The following is an 18,342-nucleotide window of genomic DNA, read 5'->3' on the forward strand; positions in this document are numbered from 1 at the left end:
GTGTCACGGAAGCCGTGTCGCGTACCACTCGTGATGGCGCGCACAGTAACTGTTCTCGGCCGTCGGGGGTCCCCGGGCGCGGGTGCCATCCGGAATTGGGGGACCGATACCATGGTTGACCAAAGGCCGGGTAGTAATCGCCGGCATTGCCATTTCATCCACGCGTCCGCCGGTGCAGGTCCGGGGGACGCTGCCTAGCTCCAGGAGGGGTCGATCCGATGAGCAGTCCCGTGACGGGCGAACGAAACCCGGGCCGCCCCCATACGGGTGGAGACGATCCGAACAAGATCGCCATGCTCGGCCTCACCTTCGACGATGTGCTGCTGTTGCCCGCCGCCTCGGATCTGATCCCGAGTTCGGTCGACACCTCCAGCCGTCTGACTCGCGAGATCTCGCTGCGCACGCCGCTGGTGAGCTCCGCCATGGATACCGTCACCGAGGCGCGCATGGCCATCGCCATGGCGCGCGCGGGCGGTATGGGTGTGCTGCACCGCAATCTGTCGGTCGCCGATCAGGCCGCGCAGGCCGAGACCGTCAAGCGTTCCGAGGCGGGCATGGTGACCGATCCGGTGACCTGTCTGCCCTCGGCCACCCTCGCCGAGGTCGACGCCATGTGCGCGCGCTACCGCATCTCCGGTCTGCCGGTGGTCGACGAGACCGGCACGTTGGTGGGCATCATCACCAACCGCGATATGCGCTTCGAGGTGGATCAGAACCGCAAGGTCGCCGAGGTCATGACCAAGGCGCCGCTGATCACCGCCCAGGAGGGCGTCACCGCCGAGGCCGCGCTGGGTCTGCTGCGCCGCCACAAGGTGGAGAAGCTGCCCATCGTGGACGGCAACGGCAAGCTGCGCGGGCTGATCACGGTCAAGGACTTCGTCAAGACCGAGCAGTACCCGAACGCCACCAAGGACCGCGACGGGCGACTGCTCGTGGGCGCGGCCGTCGGTGTCGGCGAGGACGCGTGGGTGCGCGCCATGACCCTCGCGGACGTGGGCGTCGACGTGCTGGTCGTGGACACCGCGCACGGGCATCAGGCCGGCGTGCTGCAGATGGTGTCCAAGGTCAAGGCCGAGGTCGGCGACCGGGTGCAGATCATCGGCGGCAATGTCGCCACCCGCGCCGGCGCGGCCGCGCTGGTCGAGGCCGGCGTGGACGCGGTGAAGGTGGGCGTGGGCCCCGGCTCCATCTGTACCACCCGCGTGGTGGCCGGTGTCGGCGCGCCGCAGATCACCGCCATTCTCGAGGCCAATGCCGCCTGCGCCCCGCACGGCGTGCCGGTCATCGCCGACGGCGGCGTGCAGTACTCCGGCGATATCGCCAAGGCCATCGCGGCCGGCGCCTCCACCGTCATGCTCGGCTCGCTGCTGGCGGGCACCGCCGAATCCCCGGGCGAGCTGATCCTGGTGGGCGGCAAGCAGTTCAAGTCCTACCGCGGTATGGGCTCGCTGGGCGCCATGCAGGGTCGCGGCGAGGCCAAGTCCTACTCCAAGGATCGCTACTTCCAGGACGACGTGCTCTCGGAGAAGAAGCTGGTGCCCGAGGGCATCGAAGGCCGGGTGCCGTTCCGCGGTCCGCTGGATCAGGTGATCCACCAGCTGGTGGGCGGTCTGCGCGCGGCCATGGGTTACACCGGGTCGCAGAACATTCCGCATCTGCAGGCGGCGCAGTTCGTGCAGATCACGGCGGCGGGTCTCAAGGAGTCGCACCCGCACGACATCACCATGACCGTCGAGGCTCCCAACTACACCACCCGTTCGTAGTCGCCTGCCGCCGGATCGCCGCCCGTGGGCGCGATCCGGCCTGCGCGGCAATCGAACCCAGAAAGGAACGGACAACCAATGCGGGACATGGTCGAGATCGGCATGGGCCGGACCGCCCGGCGCACTTACGAATTGGACGATATCGATATCGTCCCGTCGCGGCGGACTCGTTCGTCCAAGCAGGTGTCGCTCGGATGGCAGCTGGACGCCTACCGTTTCGAGATTCCGTTCCTGGCTCACCCCACCGACGCGCTGGTATCGCCGAAGTTCGCCATCGAACTGGGCAAGGCCGGCGGGCTCGGCGTCATCAATGGTGAGGGGCTGTGGGCGCGGCACGCCGATGTCGAGTCCAAGATCCAGCAGCTGACCGAGGTCGCGGAGAAGGAGGGCACCGAGGCCGCCGTCGCGCTGCTGCAGGAGCTGCACGCCGCGCCCATGAAGGCCGACCTGCTCGCCGCCGCGGTCGCCGAGGTGCGGGCCGCCGGTGTCACCACCGCGGTGCGGGTCAGCCCGCAGAACGCCCGCGCGCTCACCCCGAGCCTGGTGCAGGCCGGGATCGACCTGCTGGTCATCCACGGCACCATCATCTCCGCCGAGCACGTGGGCGACGGGGAGCCGTTGAACCTCAAGACCTTCATCGCCGAACTGGATGTGCCGGTGGTGGCGGGCGGCGTGTCCGACCACCGCACCGCGCTGCACCTGATGCGCACCGGCGCGGCCGGCGTCATCGTCGGCTACGGCTCGCTGCAGGGCGCTACCACCACCGGTGAGGTGCTCGGCATCGGCGTGCCCATGGCCACCGCCATCGCCGACGCCGCGGCCGCGCGCCGGGACTACCTGGACGAGACCGGCGGCCGCTACGTGCACGTCATCGCCGACGGCGACATCCTGACCTCGGGCCACATCGCCAAGGCCATCGCCTGCGGTGCGGACGCGGTCATGCTGGGCGTGCCGCTCACCCTCGCCGCCGAGGCGCCGGGTCAGGGCTGGTACTGGCCGTCGGCCGCCGCGCACCCGTCGGTGCCGCGCGGCGCGGTGCTGCCCTACGGCATCGACGAGGAGCGCGTGCCGCTGGAGCAGGTCCTCAACGGCCCGTCCAACGACCCGTTCGGCTCGCTGAACCTGGTTGGCGGCCTGCGCCGCTCGATGGCCAAGACCGGCTACTGCGACCTGAAGGAATTCCAGAAGGTCGGACTCAACATCCGCGCCTGAGCCGCCCTCAGACGGGTCCGGTGCTCCACCTGGGGGTGCCGGACCCGTTGCTTATGCAAAGGCGACAACTGATTTCGTACGGTCCGGGTGACTCCTGAGGTACCCCCAAAGTCGGTGTGGCACCCGACCGCCGGCACGCGTGCCCACCGGTCAACGACTCTCCAGCCGGGCGCTGAATGTCCGGGGAGGCGGGGGAGCGAGGCGGGGGAGCGAGGCGGAGGAGCCTCCCAGGGCGCGGGAAACGGCTGGCTCGCGCAGGAATTCGCGGATGGCGGCGTTCACGGCGACCGGGTGGGTCATATTGGCGGTCTGGCGGGCGCCCTCGATTTCCAGGTAGCGGGAGTCGGGGAGGCGGTCGGCGAGTTCACGGGCCAGGGCGCGCGGGACCGTGCTGTGGGTCGGGTGGATGACCAGTGCGGGGCAAGTGATTTCGGGTAGTCGGTCGAGCAGCGAATCGCGGCCCAGCAGGGCGCCCGCCGCCACCTCGGTGGTACTGGGATCGCGGGCCAGCCAGCGCTTCACCCAGACGCTGCGGTACCAGTCGTCCGCGCCGATCAGCCAGTGCGCCAGATGTTCGGCCAGGGGCCCGCGCTGCGCGTTCTCGTACCACTTGTCCAGGAAGCGGCGCGCATTGCCGAGTTCCCCCGGCGTCGGCTCCCGCGCCTCGGTGCTGATGAGCACCAGTGCCGCAATGCGTTCCGGGGCCAGCAGCGCGGTGCGCAGCGCGATATATCCGCCCTGCGAAATCCCGCCCGCCACGGCACGTTCCACACCGAGCTGATCCAGCACGGCCAGCGCGTCGCGCGCGCAGGTCCAGAAGGTGAAGGGCAGACCCTTGTCCCGAGTCTTGCCGTGCCCGCGCGCATCCCAGGGCACCAGCCGGAACTCCGGGGTCAGCGAAGCCAGCTGCGATGCGAACATTGTTCGGTCCATGAGGAATTCGTGCCCCAGCAAGACCACCGGACCGTTGCCTCCAGAGTCCTCGTAGTGGACTTCGGCATCGATCGCGTGGGCGAATGGCACGAAATAGAGGATAGCCAGCCGGGGTGACAAACCGAGCTGCTTTGCCACCCACCACACAGAGTGTGTCAGTCGACCCGCCGACCCGGGCCCTACGAGGCTTGTCCCACCTCCGTTGTGTTCCAGGTCGCTCACTAGACTGTGCGCGTGGCAGAAACCCAGCGACCAGTCCTTGTTGTCGACTTCGGTGCGCAATACGCGCAGCTGATCGCGCGCCGGGTGCGCGAGGCCAGCGTCTACTCCGAGGTGGTTCCGCACACGATCACCGTCGAGGAGATCGCCGAGAAGAAGCCGCAGGCGGTGATTCTGTCGGGTGGACCGTCCAGCGTGTACGCCGAGGGCGCGCCCCAGCTGGATCCGCGGCTGTTCGATCTCGAGGTGCCGGTCTTCGGTATCTGCTACGGCTTCCAGGCCATGGCCCAGGCGCTCGGCGGCACCGTCGCGCACACCGGGACCCGCGAATACGGCCGCACCGAACTCAGCGTGGACGGCGGCATCCTGCACGGCGGCCTGCCCACCCGGCAGCCGGTGTGGATGAGCCACGGCGACGCCGTCACCGACGCGCCCGCCGGCTTCGAGGTCACCGCGACCTCCGCCGGCGCGCCCGTCGCGGCCTTCGAGGATCGGGCGCGGCGGCTCGCGGGTGTGCAGTACCACCCCGAGGTGCTGCATTCGCCGCACGGCCAGCAGGTGCTGAGCCGCTTCCTGCACGAGATCGCCGGCATTCCCGGCGCGTGGACGGCGTCGAATATCGCCGAGGCGCTCATCGCGCAGGTGCGCGAGCAGGTCGGCGACGGGCACGCCATCTGTGGCCTGTCCGGCGGCGTGGACTCCGCGGTGGCGGCGGCACTGGTGCAGCGCGCCATCGGCGATCGGCTGACCTGTGTGTTCGTCGACCACGGGCTGCTGCGCGCGGGTGAGCGCGAACAGGTGCAGCGCGATTTCGTGGCCGCGACCGGCGCCAAGCTGGTGACCGTCGACGCGGTGGACAAGTTCCTCGGCGAGCTGAAGGGCGTCACCGACCCGGAGGAGAAGCGCAAGATCATCGGCCGCGAGTTCATCCGGTCGTTCGAGGACGCGGTCTCCGAGGTCGTGAAGGCGGAAGGCGAGGCGGCGTCCGATGGGCGCTCCGCGGGCTCCGCGCCGAAGGTCGAGTACCTGGTGCAGGGCACCCTCTACCCCGATGTGGTCGAGTCCGGCGGCGGCACCGGCACCGCGAACATCAAGAGCCACCACAATGTCGGCGGCCTGCCCGACGATCTGGAGTTCTCCCTCGTCGAGCCGCTGCGCCTGCTGTTCAAGGACGAGGTGCGCGCCGTCGGCCGCGAGCTCGGGCTGCCCGAGGAAATCGTTGCGCGCCAGCCGTTCCCGGGCCCGGGCCTGGCCATTCGCATTGTCGGCGAGGTGACCGCCGACCGGCTGGCCACGCTGCGCCAGGCCGATGCCATCGCGCGTGAGGAGCTCACCGCGGCCGGGCTCGACAAGCAGATCTGGCAGTGCCCGGTGGTGCTGCTGGCCGATGTCCGCAGCGTCGGCGTGCAGGGCGACGGCCGCACCTACGGGCATCCGATCGTGCTGCGCCCGGTGTCCTCCGAGGACGCCATGACCGCCGACTGGACCCGCCTGCCCTACGAGGTGCTCGAGCGCATTTCCACCCGCATCACCAATGAGGTGGCTGAGGTCAACCGCGTGGTGCTCGACGTGACGAGCAAGCCGCCGGGGACCATCGAATGGGAGTGAGCTGTTCCGCCTCCCCGCGACTTTAGCGGGCGGCCGGGTGCCGTTGTCCGTCGTGCACCCGTGCCAGCGGTCGGGTGCCGAACCGACTCTGGGGTACCCCCGGAGTTACCCGGACCGGACGAAATCAGTTGTCACTTCACGAAAGCGGGGCCGCGATCCGTATCGGATCGCGGCCCCGCTCGTTGTGCCGGACGACCATTCCCGGTGGTCTGCCGGCATGCCGGCTCGTCCTCTACCCGTATTGGTCACGGACTCTCACATGTGAAATGCCCGGACTGTTGCTATTCCTTGTGCTTGCGCGGGGAGAGGACCAGGACGATGCCGACCACGATGGCGGCGATCACCACGATCCAGCCGAGCGACAGTCCACTCGACACCGGCCAGGACGGTCCGATGAAGGCCCAGACGCTCACACCCAGGCCCAGCAGGCCGGCCAGGAGCAGGGAGAAGGACGGTCGGCGAGTCTTCTTGTCAGCCACGGTTCACCTCGGCGGTTCCCATCTGGACGTCCACGGTCAGGTTCAGCACGGGGCCGGTGGCGGGACCGGACATGCCGTTCACGCAGTTCGAATCACCCATGCCCACATTGCAGATGGTGTTCACCCGCAGATCCGCCGGCAGCAGCACGCGGGCATCGCCCATGCGCACCGAGAGCTCGACCGAGCGATCCGCGTCCAGTTTCAGGTTGCTCAGATCGAGGGTGCCGGTGCCCATGGACACGTGATACGCGGGCTGTAGTTCGCTCGCGGTACTCGCTACCCAGGCCCGGTCACCCATGGAGCCGCGATCGAATTCGATCGGACCGATGAGCGAGGACAGGATCACGAAACCGGCCAGCGGGGCCAGCACCACCATGAGCCCGTAGCCGCGGCGCAGGAAGGCGCCGATGATCAGGCCGAGGCCGATCACCGCCAGGGCGGCGGCGCCGATCCGGCCCGGGGTCATCCACTCCGCGCCCGAGGCCGCCACCGCACCGGCCGCCGCGGCGGCCAGCAGGGAGAAGCCGATGATCACCGGGGTGAAGCGCGAGCGCGGGCGGCGCGGGGGCGCCTGCACCGGATGCGGTGCGGCCGGGGCGGGTTCGGGCAGATCCCAGGCCATCGGGGCCACGCCCAGCGGATCCCAGCCGGGCGGGGTGGGACCGAACTCCGGGGAGATCGGAGCCGGGCCGTAGGCGGCGTACGGGCGTTCGCCGGTGGGCGGGATGCGATGCAGGGCAGGGGGTTCCTCGGCCAGCGGGGTGAGATCGCGGGGCTCGGCCAGGTCCTCGGCTTCGGTAGCACGCGACTCGGCATCCGGTGACGATGCGCCGGTGGACGGCGCGGCCGCGGTGGTCGCGCTCTTGACAAGCGAGGTCGTAGGGGTCGATTCGCTCTTGACGAGCGAGGACGGAGTGGACTTCGACTGTTCCGCCGAGCTGGGCGAGGTATCGCCGCTCGCAACGGGTTCCGCGTCGTCCACCGCTGCATCGGGTTGGTGCAGCACGACTGTCTCCTGGGTGTCAGGGTCGGTGTGCGCCGGCGGAACATCCTGCAAGGTAGGCGGTTCGGCCCGCAACACCGCGGTGTCCTGCCACCCCGCCGCAGCGCCGGCGTTGGTGGCCTCGTCGGTCGACCGCTCGGCGGCAGGCGCGACGCTCTGCTTCGCGAGCACTTCCGTCGGAGCCTCGGCGTTGTGCCGCGGGTCCGGTTCCGGCTCATAGTGATCCGGCAGCTTGGTGTAGGGCCCGTAGGTCTCGAACGGCGCGGTGGTGCCCGGATATCCGGTCCAGTACGGCGAATTGGCGATCGGGTAGCCCGTGACGATCGGGTCACCCGCGTACTCCAGATATCCGGCGGGCGGCTGCGGCTGCCGCTGGTGCAGCAGCCACCACCCGGCCAGCATGAGCACCATGCTGATCGCCCCCGACCCGCCGAGCCCCACCCCGACCGGTCCCATCGTGCTCACGGCGATCCCCAACGCCACCATGAGCACGATGGTCTTCGACGAGTGCTGCGAACTCTGCCCCTTGCCGAACAGGGACTCCGCCGCCGACGTCTGATCCCCCTCCTGACTCAACAGCAGCCACGCCAGCAGATAGAGCACGATCCCGGCCCCGCCGAACAGCGCCGACACCACGAACGCCACCCGCACCAGCACCGGATCCACGTTGTACCGCCGCCCGAACCCGGCGGCCACACCCGCGATCGGCCCCTGCTGCGGCAACCTCACCGGCCGCGTCCGCCACATGTCATGCACCTGATCCGCGAACTTGGCACGCCCGGTGCCCGTGGACCCGTCGCTCGTTCTCGTCATGGATTCCATCGTGGCCGCGGGCGCTCCCCGACCGCATCGGGGATCACCCTGAATCGGCACCTGAAGTTGGGGGTGAGGGATCAGTTGCAGGGCGGATCGAAGGGGAGCTGCGGGAGGTAGCGCCGCCACCGTTCCTCGGTCCACATAGTGCCGGTGATCGCGCAGATGCGGTCGACGGCATGCTGTTCATCCAAGTCCCACAGGCGAATTGCACCTGCCGAGCTACTGCTGCCGGCGGCCGAGCGGCCGCTGGGGTGGAAGGTCACGGTCCAGCTGTTCTCGGGTTCGAGCAACGGAGCGCCGATTCGTTCCGGCGCCGCCCGGTCCGAGAAGTCCCAGAGCTGTACCGTGCCGCCCAGGTCCGATGTCATCAGTGTCCGGGCGTCGGGAGTGAAGGCCAGCGACAGCACTCCCCGCGCGTGGAGCGAGATCGGATCACCGAGGGCGATCGCTCGCGTCGGATCGCTGATGTCCCAGCTCTGCACGGTCTCGTGGTTGATGAGCAGCATGGTGCGCTGGTCGGGGGAGAACACCACCCGTCCGGGCCGCTCGAAACCGGATAGGCGCAGCAGCTCGCCCTGTTTACGCGGGCTGGCGGGGTTGGTGAGGTCCCACTGACTGACCACGAGCGTGCACTCGGTTCCGGAGGCCCAGTCCCATTGCTGTGCGAACAGCGTCCGGCTATCAGAGCCGAAACTCAGATCGGTGTCGGGACTGGTGGGCGAGGAGAATTTCAGCCCGGTTTCGATCGGCGCCGGGCGGGTTCGGTCCGAGATGTCCCACAGCAGCAGCGTGTCGTCCTCCGCGATGGCGGCAAGCAGCTGCCAGTCCGGGCTGATCTGTGCTTCCCCCCACCTGTCGCGGGGTAGGGACCACTCGGCCAGCGGGCGGATGTGCGCTGGATCGGACAGGTTCAGTATCAGGGCGAGGCCGGTTCGATTCGCTGTTATCACCAGCAGTGCGCGTCCATCCGGAGAGAGCGTCGTCCGGTAGCTGCCCGGCGGCAGCCGGTACTCGCCGATTCGATCGGGGGTTTGCAGGTTACGGGTGTCCCACACCGTGATCCGGCCATCCGCCGATTGCGTCGCCATTCGATCGCCGGAGGCGTCGAAGACCGGTACGGCCATGGACCCGGCGTGCCCGGTGAGTGTCGATGGCGCCAGCGACCATGATCGAATCTCGCCACCACCACCGCCGGCCAACAGCGTCCGGCCGTCCGAGGTGAAAACCGCGGCGGTGGAAAAAGCCGCGCAGGGATAGGCAGTCTCACCGTCCCCGCACGCCGACGTGCTGACCGACAATTCGTTCGTCATGAGGGTTGGGGATTCGGGTTCCACGACGCTCCACAGGGAGACTCCCTCGCTGCCGGCCACGGCCAGCACTCGTCCGCTCGGATCGAATGCCAGCGAATTCGTATAAGGAAAGCCGGTGTCGAGTGGTGTTCCCAGCTTCCGCGGGCGTACGGGTGTGGCGATATCCCAGAGCTCGACGAGTCCCTTGCCGGTGTTGAACCTCTGCATATCGCCTGTGATGCCGACAGCCAATGTCTTGCTGTCGGGGCTGAACATCAGGGTGCTGATCGAAGCCCCGTTGCCGACGAGACGCGATATGGCCTTGGGTGAGGTGTTCTCCCCGATTTCGAAGAGCTCCACCCGGTGATTCGACAGGTTCCCGCCGGCGTTGTCGGCGTGAACGGCGGCCAGGAGGCGTCCATCAGGGCTGGCCGCGAAGCGCGGAGAGAGTGCCGATGTTGTTTCTGCCCAGTGGAACTGGTGCGGCGGGCCCGGTACCGGTTGCCCGGGATTGCTCAGGTTCCACAGCGTCAGGCGGGTCGGGGTCATCGTGGCGAGCGTGCGGCCGTCGCCGACGAACGCCACCTGTACCAGGCCCCAAGAGTCCTGTGCCGCCAGGACTCCCAGTTCGCGCGGAGCGGCCGGATCCCGTACATCCCAGATCCGGGTGTCCGTCTTGTACGCCCCGGTGGCCATCAAACTGCCGTCGGGGCTGAGCGCGACATACTTCACTCCGCTGATCGGCACGCCCAGTTGTTGCGGACGGTATGGGTCGGTGACATTCCACAGGCGAAGCTCGTTGGCACTGTCGATCGATGCGAGTACGCCGTCGGCCCGGTACGCCAGGTGCGAGATTTCAGCCGCATGACCAGGATTGGCACGCATCAACGGCATGTCCTGCGTTCGCAACAGCCGAGTGCCCACCTCCTCGTCGTGGGGGCGAAGCCGCTGGGCGACGAGATACAACTGGGCCGCCAGCGATGGATCCGTGTGCCGCAGCCGGTCGGCGGCGGCGAGGACGGCGGCGAAATTCTTGTCCTCGCGTTGCTGCTGGGCCAGCCGCGTCTGGGTGTAGGCGGCGAAGCCGAGAGAGACGACGACAACAGCCAGCAGTGCCAGTATCAGTTTGGTACGGGAGGAGCGGCGGCGAGTGCGGTCGCGGGCAGTTTTCGAGGCGGCGAGGAAGTCGCGGGCCAGGTCGCCGACCGGTGGCGGTTCGGCGTTTTCGAGGGCGTTCTGCAGGCGGGTGCCGCGGTAGAGGAGGGAGGAATCACGGTCCTGGGCAGCCCATTCTGCGGCGTCGGTTTCCAGGCGCTGGCGGACCAGGTAGCCGACGCGGTCCTCGTCGATCCAGGTGCGCAGGCGGGGCCAGGCGGTGAGGACGATTTCGTGGGTGAGGGTTACCGCGTCGGCGTCGAGGGTGACCAGCCGGGTGCGGGCGAGCAATTCCAGTGCGGCGGTGGCGTCTTCCGGATCGGCGGCGCGGCGCAGCAGCTCTGGGCGCTGGGCTGTCCGGCGGGTGTCCTTGGAATCCTGACCGGCCGTGACGAGTCCGAGCAGGATCTCTTTGGCGGCGGTCTGCTGGGTGGGAGACAGTTCGTTCCAGGCGTATTCGGCGGTTTCGGCGACCGAGCCGACGACGCCGCCCGCCTTGCGGTAGCCGGAGGTGGTGAGGCGGCGGCCTTCTCGGTGTTGCCAGGTGGCGGCCATGACGTGGGAGAGCAGGGGGAGGGCGCCCGGGTCGTAGGTGCGGCGGCCGTGATGGTCGCCGGCGCCGCACAATTCGGTGATCACCAGTTCCTCCAGGCCGGGCTCCAGCTCCAGGCCGACGGCGCGGGCGGGGCCGGAGATCGCTTGTGCCAGTTCGTCCATGCGCATCGGGCCGAGCAGGTAGCTGCGGTGTTCGAGGGCGTCTTGAAGGATCAGGTAGTTGAGGCAGTGGGCGTAGAAGTCGGCGCGCAAGGCGATGACCACGGCGATCGGGTCGTCGGTGCGGGTGGCGCAGCGGTCCAGGACGGTGAGGAAGTCCTCGCGGTCGCGTTCGCTGTCGCAGGTGGTGAAGAGTTCTTCGAACTGGTCGATGATCAGGAGCCGGCGCGGGCGATCGGGACGTGGGGACAGAGCGGCCAGTGCCGTGTCTGTAGGCGTTGGGGGCGCTGCGACCGCCCGCTCCGGCACAGCCCCGTCCCGCTGTGTCGGCGGGCCGGAGTTCTTCGAATCCGGCTCGGGGTTGATTGTGGGCCGCTGCGGTCGGTCGGCCGGTTGCGATGTGGAGGTCGGCGCGGGATGCGCCAGTTGTTTTGTGGTCGTGTCGAGTTGCGGGGTGAACGGGTCCGATGTGGACGCGCTCGCGTCGCGTAGAGCTTGCAGCGGGTGCTTGCCCGGGGTGAAGGCGATCACCTCCCACTCGGCGAAGGCGGGGGCGAGGCCCGCGGCCAGCAGCGAGGACTTGCCGGCTCCTGAAGCTCCGACCACGACGAGCACGCCGGTGGCTTCGCGGACCAGGGCGGTGAGTTCGGCGGTGGGGCGGGTGCGGCCGAAGAACAGGTCGCGGTTTTCCCGGCGGTAGGAGTTGAGGCCGAGGTAGGGGCAGGCCGCTTCGTCATCGTCTTCCGGGGTCCAGGTGGTGGCCGCATGCCAGAGGCGTTGCCATTCCCTGGGTTCGGCGAGTTCGCGGGTGAGCGGGTGGCCGGATTTGCGGGCCAGGTCCACCAGGGTGAGGACGACGGGGAGCAGGGATTCGAAGCGGGCCGGGACATTTCGGCCCGCCTTCCAGTCGCTGATGCGCTGGGCGGACGCGCCGCCCGGGCGGGTGCCCTGGGCGGCGCGCATGCGCGTTTCGGCGGCCGCGGCGACCCGGCGCAGGGTCGGGTTGCCCGCTGCTTCATAGAGTTCGGTGAAGCGATTGGTGAAAAGCGCGCGCGGTGAACGGGTTTGCTCCCCCGTGGTCAGGTCCCCCGTCACGCTCTGCCCCGTATGCGATCGATCCCCTCCGGCATGGGGACAACTTATCGGCCGCCCCTGTGGATTGCCGAAGCGGCGGCTGAGGATCGACCTCAGCCGCCGCTGGGCATCGAGACGTCCTCTGCGAGAGCCGATCACAGGACGATCGGGTCGCCGATGACCCAGTCGGCCGCGTCCGCCTCGGGGGAAGTGGCCTCGATGATCGTGTACGCCTGCACCGTCAGCGGGCCGCCGCAGCCCTCGACGGTGAGTCGGTAGTCGCGGCCGACGATGTAGCCGGTGCCGCCCGGAGGCAGTTCCTTCTCCGACAGCTTGATGTCGGTGATCTTGCCGGGGGCGATGGACAGGTCGAAGCCGATGCCCGCGCCGAAACTGGGGCTGATGTCGGCGCCGGCCAGCGGGGTCACGCCGGTCATGTCCACGCCGACACCGACATTCACGCCGGCGTCGATGCCGATATCGGCGTCGATGCTGAAGGTGACGTCCAGGTCGACGGCGCAGGCCACGAAGTAGCCGGTGCGGATCTTCCCGGTGCCGCCGGTGACGGCGCCGTAGGACGTGTTGTCCAGGTACACCTCCCGGCTGGTGGGCATCCCGTTGAGCGGTGCGACCGGGCGGGCCGCATTGGCGGTGTGGCCGACGGTGACGACCATGCCGTTGGGCGCGTCGAGCGTCTTCTCGTGCGGTGCCAGCGCCCAGGCATTGGCGGTCCCCGCCAACGGCGCCCCGGCAATGAGACCCGCCGCGGTGACGGCGGCGGCGAAAGCGGTCTTGATGATCATGGCTTGGTTCCTCCCCGAACCTGGGTGCGGGCCGCTGCGGTAGCGGCCGCGGTTGGGCTGTTGCCCCGGTGGACTCGATCCCCCCTTCGGACCGAGTCCTCCGGGTGAGGCGCGCCGGCCTCGATGAGAAAGGTAGGGACGGCGCCAGGGTCCGGCCGAGTGCGCAAGCGGACGGAGCGTGGTGAATCCGCTGATGGGGAGGGGTTTTGCCGGTTTTCCGGTCCGGTCACGCCGGTACCGGATCGCTGTCCGGACCGGACAAGCGGACTCGCCGCGACACCTTGGGCGGCTGTCCAGTCAGTACAGTTCCGGTGTGCCGACCCAGCGGGAACGACGTGAGGCGACCATTGCCAAACTGCTCGACGCGAGCATCGCGACCATCGACGAAATCGGGTATGCACGCGCCTCGGTGAAGATCATCTCGGCGCGCGCCGGACTGTCCTACGGCGCGCTGTTCCGGCACTTCCCTACCATGAGCGATTTCATGGCCGCCACCGCGCGCGAGGCCGTGCGCCGGCAGACCGAGACCGTCGCCGAGCGGTTCCGCGGAGTGGCGGGCGAGGCCGGGAGCACCGATCTGGATCGCGGTCTGCGGGCGCTGCGCGAGGCGGCCGGGACCCCGGCGCACAACGCCATCCTGGAACTCACCATGGCCGCGCGCACCGATCCGTTCCTGCGCGACGCGATGCAGCAGACCATGCTCGACACCGGCCCGATCATGATCGAGCTGGCGCGCGAAGTGGTCGGCCGGGAACTGGATCTCACCGACGACGACCTCGTCGCCTTCACCTTCCTGATCGCCGACATCTTCGACAGCGAGGTCTTCCAGCGCCCCCTGCGCGAACGGCATCCGGAGATCGGCACGCACCGGGTTCCGGTCTTGCGGCGGATGCTCGAGCAGTTCCGCCGCACCGGACCGTGATCCCCGGCCGCATTGCTCCGGACCGGCGCTAGTCCGGAATGGCAACGCTCAGTGGGATGTTCACCCAGCTGGGCGCGTCCGGATCCAGGCGCAGATGCTGCGGAGCGAGCTGACTGTCGACCAGGACCGGCGTCGGCGGCAGGCCCCGGGGGAAGTTGCTGGCGAAGACATCGACGCGCAGCCGGTGCCCGGGCTGCAGCATCGCGTCGATCGGTGTGAGCGCGAGATCCAGGGTGACCGGCACGCCCGGTTCGGTCGGCTGCCGCCGGTCGAGATCCAGGTAGAGCTCGGGTTTGGTGTAGTCGCCACTGGCCGAACGGGTGCTGCCGGCCTCGTCCACCGCGCGCAGCGAGGCCACCAGCTGGCCGGTGCTGATCTCACGGGACTGCCCGTCGGGCGCGACATCGTTCACCGTGACCACCCAGTACCCGTCGCGAGTGTCGTGAACGGTATTGAGGTGCACGGCGATCGGGCCGGAGATGGTGGTCGCCTCGGTCACCGGATTGCTGGTGAACGTGAGCCCGGCGTTCTCCCAGATACGGCTGTCCTCACCGCAGGCCACCACGATGGCGGGCACACCGGCCCAAATCCGCGCGGTGTCACGGGAACACAGGCTCAGCAGGTTCGGGGCGATGGTCAGATCGCGCACGCCCTCCTGCAACGGCCGTGCCGACAGCGTGCCGTCGTAGACCGAAGCGGCGGCGCCGGAATGCCGGTCGCTGAAGTACATCCGCTGGTGGGTCTGATCCGCGCGCGGGAACGATGGCATCGAAGTCCATTGCCCGCCCTGCTGTTTGACGGTGAGCGGGCTGTACTTGTCGATACCGTTGTCGATGCCCTTGAGCCACTTGTCGAACCAGGCGCGCTGCAGCACATCCAGCCGCGGCGGCATACCCGGGTGGCCGAAGCCCGCCACGCCCGCGCCGACGTGGTAGCCGTCGCCCATGATCAGTTTCTTCTGCTCCATCGGCAGCGGGATGTTGTTGTAGGTCTCGGTGGCCGTGCTGCCGAAGATGTCGAACCACGCCTCGATGATGAAGGTGGGCGCGGTGACGTTCTCGACCGCGGTCTTCAGACCGGTGCGGAACGGCGAATCCGGGTCGATGATCGCGCGGGTGCGCTCGCTGAGCTGATCGACCGTGGTGGCGCCGTAGGCATTGAGCACCACGTCCATCATGGTCATCGGATCGGCGAGCCGGTCCCGCAGCCACCGCAACTGTTGCGCGGTATCCCAGCGGCCCGCCAGCAGCGCCTCCACATCGGGCGTCATCTTGGACAGATTGACCGCCAGCAGCCAGAACGGCAGGAAGCCGAAGCCGACTCCGCCGCCGGGCGCGACGATATCGTCGATCAGATCACCACTGGGCACATTGGCGAAGACCGCCTTCAGCGCCGGATGGCCGCGTTCGGCCGCCTGCAGGGCGGTGATACCCGTGAACGAGGTGCCCATCGCTCCGACGGCGCCATTGCTCCAGGGCTGCGCGGCGATCCAGTCGATGACCTCCTCGGCGTCCTGGCGCTCACGCTCGCCGAAGACCTGCCACAGGCCCTCGGAGGTGCCGGTGCCGCGCAGGTCCAGCTGGACCAGGTGGTAGCCGCCCCGCACCAGATCGAGATTGTGCGCGGAGGCTTGCAGCACACCGGAATCCAGCTGGCGGGTGAGATCGGTCAGGCCGTCGAGGCCGGAGCCCGGGACATTGAACGAGGCGATCCACGGCAGCAGCACGGTGTCGACGCCGGGGATCTCGAGCAGCGCCGCGGCCACATTGAGGGCGATCTTGCTGTAGCCCTGGATCTGCAGGACCGTCGGCAGCTTCTCGTCGGTGCGCTTGCCGCCGTTGCCCGGATGGATGATGTCGGCCTTCAGCACGGTGCCGTCGCTCATGGTGATGGGCACGGCGAGATCCGGGAACATTTCCGAATACGGTTGCGGCCCATCGACGGTGGCCGTCCAGGCGGCGGCCGCGGCGCCGCCGTCGATGCCGGTGAACCCCTCGGGTGGTTCGCCGCCCCCGACCGGTGCGAGCTGTAGCGCGCAGACGGCGGCGGTGACCACCACCGCGCACCGCGCCCACCATCTGGTTCGTGCTGCTGATGTCATGACGATGTGTTCCCCGTTCCCTGCTCCGGCTGGCTACCGGCGGGTAGGACAGTAATGCGCGCCACAGTCGGCAATCAAGATAGTGATGGGTCACCATCTATTTTTGGCGGATTGTGTCAGGGTCCGAATCGGGGATGTACCTGATGTCACCTGTCGGGGATGCGTGCCAGTATCGAAGGCATGTATCCGCCTGCGCCCTTCATGGACCCTGCCCGCGGGGTGGCCGTGCAGCCACCGAAGCTGGTGCGGCGCTCCGGCGGGCGCGTGGTGGGCGGGGTGGCCGGCGGTGTCGCCGATCATTTCGGGATCGACGTGTTCAAGGTGCGGATGGCGTTCGTGCTGCTGTCCGCCTTGGCGGGAGCCGGCATCGTCGCCTACGGCATGCTGTGGATCTTCACGCCCAGCGGTGAGGACAAAGCGCCGGCGTCGGCGGCGGAGCGGCGGCAGGCCCTCGGGCTGGCCCTGCTCGGGTTGTCGCTGGCGGTGGCCACGGCCTGGTTGTTCAATGGCACGGCCGCGCACGTGGTGGGGCCGATCATCGTGGTGGCCATCGGTGCGGCGCTGGTGTGGCGCGAATTCGATGCGGAGGGACCGCGATCGGTCTTCGGGCACGCCTCGGTGGTCACCTGGGCGCGGATCGTCGGCGGGGCGACGCTGATCGTCGTCGGGCTGGGCGTGGTGGTGCTGGCGCGGATCAATCTGAGTTCGCTGGGGTCGGCGCTGCTGGCCGTCGCGGTGACCCTGATCGGCGCCGGGCTGCTCACCGTGCCGCTGTGGTTGCGCATGGTGCGGGCGCTGAACGATGAACGGGCGGCGCGGATCCGGAACGAGGAGCGTGAGGAGATCGCCTCGCATCTGCACGATTCGGTGCTGCAGACGCTGGCGTTGATTCAGCGGCAGGCCGAGGATCCGCAGGAAGTGGTGCGGCTGGCCCGCAGTCAGGAACGCGAGCTACGCAAGTGGCTGTTCGACGACACCGGGCCGGCGCAGTCGAGCCTGGCGGCGGCGCTGCGGACCATCGCGGGCGAGGTGGAGGATCAGCACGGGGTGAAGGTGACGCCGGTGACCGTGGGCGATGTGTCCATGGATATCGACGACAGCGGAACCGGGCTGCCGAAGGAGCATTTCACCGCCCTGCTGGGCGCCACGCGCGAGGCGCTGGTGAATGCGGCCAAACATGCCGAGGTGCCGTCGATCGACCTGTTCGCCGAGGCCGAACCGCATCAGGTGAGCGTCTTCGTGCGCGATCGCGGCAAGGGCTTCGATATCGACGCCGTCGACGGCGATCGGCAGGGCCTGGCCAGATCCATTCGCGGCCGCATCGAACGCCGCGGCGGGCACGTGGAGATCCAGTCCGCCCCGGGCCGCGGCACCGAGGTGCGAATCACCATGCCGCGCAAGGACGGCGCGGAGGACCGGATCGTGGTGCAGCACGAGGAACCGGTGTCGGAGGAGCCGGCGTCCGAGGAATCGGCGCTGCCGAGTTGAGCCGATCGCGAATACGCCGCCGTGAAGGCGAGTCCGGGGCATGACGTGTTGGATGTGGTACCGATGAGGGTGGATTCGGTCCGTCAATCGAGGAGTCGCAGGTGAGTGTCCGGGTGTTTCTGGTCGACGACCACGCCGTGTTCCGGTCCGGGGTGCGGGCCGAGTTGAGCCGGGAATCCGATATGGAGGTGGTCGGCGAGGCGGGCGGGGTGGCCGAGGCCATCGCCGGCATCAAGGCGACCGCGCCGGATGTGGTGCTGCTGGATGTGCACATGCCCGACGGCGGCGGCGTGGCGGTATTGCAGGGCATCGAATCCGGGCCGGTGTGCTTGGCGCTCAGCGTGTCCGACGCCGCCGAGGATGTGATCGCGGTGATTCGCGCCGGGGCGCGCGGCTATGTCACCAAGACCATCTCCGGGCCCGAGCTGGCCGACGGCATTCGCCGGGTGTCCGGCGGCGACGCCGTATTCAGTCCGCGCCTGGCCGGTTTCGTACTGGACTCCTTCACCGGCAAGTCCCCGGTTCCCGAGCCGCCGCTGGATCCGGAGCTGGACTCGCTCACCCCGCGTGAACTCGAGGTGCTGCGGCTGCTGGCTCGCGGCTACACCTACCGCGAGATCGCCGAATCCCTGTTCATCTCCGTGAAGACCGTGGAGACTCACGCCTCCAACGTGCTGCGCAAGACCCAGCAGTCCAATCGCAATGCGCTGACCCGCTGGGCCCACCGCCGCCGGATCGACTGAAACTCGCACTCCCTCTTGCC

At 68.8% G+C, this 18,342-nt stretch carries 12 protein-coding genes; 6 read left to right on the plus strand and 6 right to left on the minus strand.

Annotated features, from left to right (window positions below):
* Positions 1 to 218 precede the first annotated feature (218 nt).
* A complete protein-coding gene (guaB, locus tag ACYQ5L_RS05700) occupies positions 219 to 1,763 on the plus strand; it encodes an IMP dehydrogenase (RefSeq protein ID WP_379201212.1) in 1,545 nt (514 codons plus the stop codon).
* Between the two features lie 78 nt (positions 1,764 to 1,841).
* Positions 1,842 to 2,975, plus strand: coding sequence for a GuaB3 family IMP dehydrogenase-related protein (locus tag ACYQ5L_RS05705; RefSeq protein ID WP_379201213.1), 1,134 nt, complete (start codon positions 1,842 to 1,844; stop codon positions 2,973 to 2,975).
* Positions 2,976 to 3,125: 150 nt separating this feature from the next.
* Here the strand turns inward: ACYQ5L_RS05705 and ACYQ5L_RS05710 are convergent, their stop codons facing one another.
* Entirely contained in the window at positions 3,126 to 3,998 is an 873-nt protein-coding gene (locus tag ACYQ5L_RS05710) for an alpha/beta fold hydrolase (RefSeq protein ID WP_459956021.1), read from the minus strand.
* Between the two features lie 138 nt (positions 3,999 to 4,136).
* On the opposite strand from ACYQ5L_RS05710, the gene guaA reads away from it, so the two are divergent.
* On the plus strand, positions 4,137 to 5,735 hold the full coding sequence (gene guaA, locus ACYQ5L_RS05715) for a glutamine-hydrolyzing GMP synthase (RefSeq protein ID WP_459956023.1): 1,599 nt from the start codon (positions 4,137 to 4,139) through the stop codon (positions 5,733 to 5,735).
* 281 nt (positions 5,736 to 6,016) lie between these two features.
* On the opposite strand, the gene ACYQ5L_RS05720 is transcribed toward guaA, so the two are convergent.
* From ACYQ5L_RS05720 to ACYQ5L_RS05735, 4 genes are all read right to left on the minus strand, one after another.
* On the minus strand, positions 6,017 to 6,214 hold the full coding sequence (locus ACYQ5L_RS05720) for a hypothetical protein (protein WP_379201219.1): 198 nt from the start codon (positions 6,212 to 6,214) through the stop codon (positions 6,017 to 6,019).
* Positions 6,207 to 8,030: a PspC domain-containing protein gene (locus ACYQ5L_RS05725; protein ID WP_459956025.1), complete on the minus strand. Its 1,824-nt coding sequence runs from the start codon at positions 8,028 to 8,030 to the stop codon at positions 6,207 to 6,209. Before ACYQ5L_RS05725 ends, ACYQ5L_RS05720 begins: the two co-directional genes overlap by 8 nt.
* 80 nt (positions 8,031 to 8,110) lie before the next feature.
* On the minus strand, positions 8,111 to 12,286 hold the full coding sequence (locus ACYQ5L_RS05730) for a WD40 repeat domain-containing protein (RefSeq protein WP_459956027.1): 4,176 nt from the start codon (positions 12,284 to 12,286) through the stop codon (positions 8,111 to 8,113).
* A 134-nt stretch (positions 12,287 to 12,420) separates the two neighbouring features.
* Positions 12,421 to 13,068: an MspA family porin gene (locus ACYQ5L_RS05735; RefSeq protein WP_459956029.1), complete on the minus strand. Its 648-nt coding sequence runs from the start codon at positions 13,066 to 13,068 to the stop codon at positions 12,421 to 12,423.
* A 313-nt stretch (positions 13,069 to 13,381) separates the two neighbouring features.
* Between ACYQ5L_RS05735 and ACYQ5L_RS05740 the strand changes: the two genes are divergently transcribed.
* Positions 13,382 to 13,990, plus strand: coding sequence for a TetR/AcrR family transcriptional regulator (locus ACYQ5L_RS05740; protein WP_459956031.1), 609 nt, complete (start codon positions 13,382 to 13,384; stop codon positions 13,988 to 13,990).
* A 28-nt stretch (positions 13,991 to 14,018) separates the two neighbouring features.
* Here the strand turns inward: ACYQ5L_RS05740 and ACYQ5L_RS05745 are convergent, their stop codons facing one another.
* Entirely contained in the window at positions 14,019 to 16,091 is a 2,073-nt protein-coding gene (locus ACYQ5L_RS05745) for a CocE/NonD family hydrolase (protein ID WP_459956033.1), read from the minus strand.
* Positions 16,092 to 16,271: 180 nt separating this feature from the next.
* Here ACYQ5L_RS05745 and ACYQ5L_RS05750 point away from each other — a divergent pair, with 180 nt between their 5' ends.
* On the plus strand, positions 16,272 to 17,579 hold the full coding sequence (locus ACYQ5L_RS05750; RefSeq protein ID WP_459963328.1) for an ATP-binding protein: 1,308 nt from the start codon (positions 16,272 to 16,274) through the stop codon (positions 17,577 to 17,579).
* A gap of 101 nt (positions 17,580 to 17,680) precedes the next feature.
* Positions 17,681 to 18,322, plus strand: coding sequence for a response regulator (locus ACYQ5L_RS05755; protein WP_379201230.1), 642 nt, complete (start codon positions 17,681 to 17,683; stop codon positions 18,320 to 18,322).
* Positions 18,323 to 18,342 lie beyond the last annotated feature (20 nt).

The sequence above is a fragment of the Nocardia sp. IFM 10818 genome (assembly GCF_054655275.1).

Coding starts and splice junctions, on each gene's coding strand:
- ACYQ5L_RS05725 (WP_459956025.1), bottom strand. CDS start 8,030: ATGACGAGAACGAGCGACGGGTCCACGGGCACCGGGCGTGCCAAGTTC.
- ACYQ5L_RS05750 (WP_459963328.1), top strand. CDS start 16,272: ATGTATCCGCCTGCGCCCTTCATGGACCCTGCCCGCGGGGTGGCCGTG.
- ACYQ5L_RS05745 (WP_459956033.1), bottom strand. CDS start 16,091: ATGACATCAGCAGCACGAACCAGATGGTGGGCGCGGTGCGCGGTGGTG.
- guaB (WP_379201212.1), top strand. CDS start 219: ATGAGCAGTCCCGTGACGGGCGAACGAAACCCGGGCCGCCCCCATACG.
- ACYQ5L_RS05735 (WP_459956029.1), bottom strand. CDS start 13,068: ATGATCATCAAGACCGCTTTCGCCGCCGCCGTCACCGCGGCGGGTCTC.
- ACYQ5L_RS05705 (WP_379201213.1), top strand. CDS start 1,842: ATGCGGGACATGGTCGAGATCGGCATGGGCCGGACCGCCCGGCGCACT.